The 582-nt window shown below is 56.9% G+C and carries 1 protein-coding gene; it reads left to right on the forward strand.

The features are described from left to right. Nucleotides 1-22: 22 nt before the first annotated feature. Nucleotides 23-582, forward strand: a 560-nt coding sequence (locus ACLJN9_RS30525; protein WP_410815156.1) for a glycosyltransferase family 2 protein, incomplete at its 3' end; no start/stop codon positions are given.

A 582-nucleotide genomic window follows, 5' to 3' on the forward strand; every position in this document is an offset into this window, starting at 1 on the left:
CTGTCAGCAGTTCGCGACCCGCGTGTATGGGCCACTGTTTACAGCCGGTTTGCACTTCTGGCAACTTGGCGAGTCGCACTACTGGGGACATAACGCGATTATCCGCGTGAAACCGTTTATCGAGCACTGCGCACTGGCTCCGCTGCCGGGCGAAGGTTCCTTTGCCGGTTCAATCCTGTCACATGACTTCGTGGAAGCGGCGTTGATGCGCCGTGCAGGTTGGGGGGTCTGGATTGCTTACGATCTCCCGGGTTCTTATGAAGAATTGCCGCCTAACTTGCTTGATGAGCTAAAACGTGACCGCCGCTGGTGCCACGGTAACCTGATGAACTTCCGTCTGTTCCTGGTGAAGGGTATGCACCCGGTTCACCGTGCGGTGTTCCTGACGGGCGTGATGTCTTATCTCTCCGCTCCGCTGTGGTTTATGTTCCTCGCGCTCTCTACTGCATTGCAGGTAGTGCATGCGTTGACCGAACCGCAATACTTCCTGCAACCACGGCAGTTGTTCCCGGTGTGGCCGCAGTGGCGTCCTGAGCTGGCGATTGCACTTTTTGCTTCGACTATGGTGCTGTTGTTCCTGCC

Source organism: Micromonospora sp. 067-2, assembly GCF_046549295.1.
In the GTDB taxonomy this organism is placed as follows: domain Bacteria; phylum Actinomycetota; class Actinomycetes; order Mycobacteriales; family Micromonosporaceae; genus Micromonospora.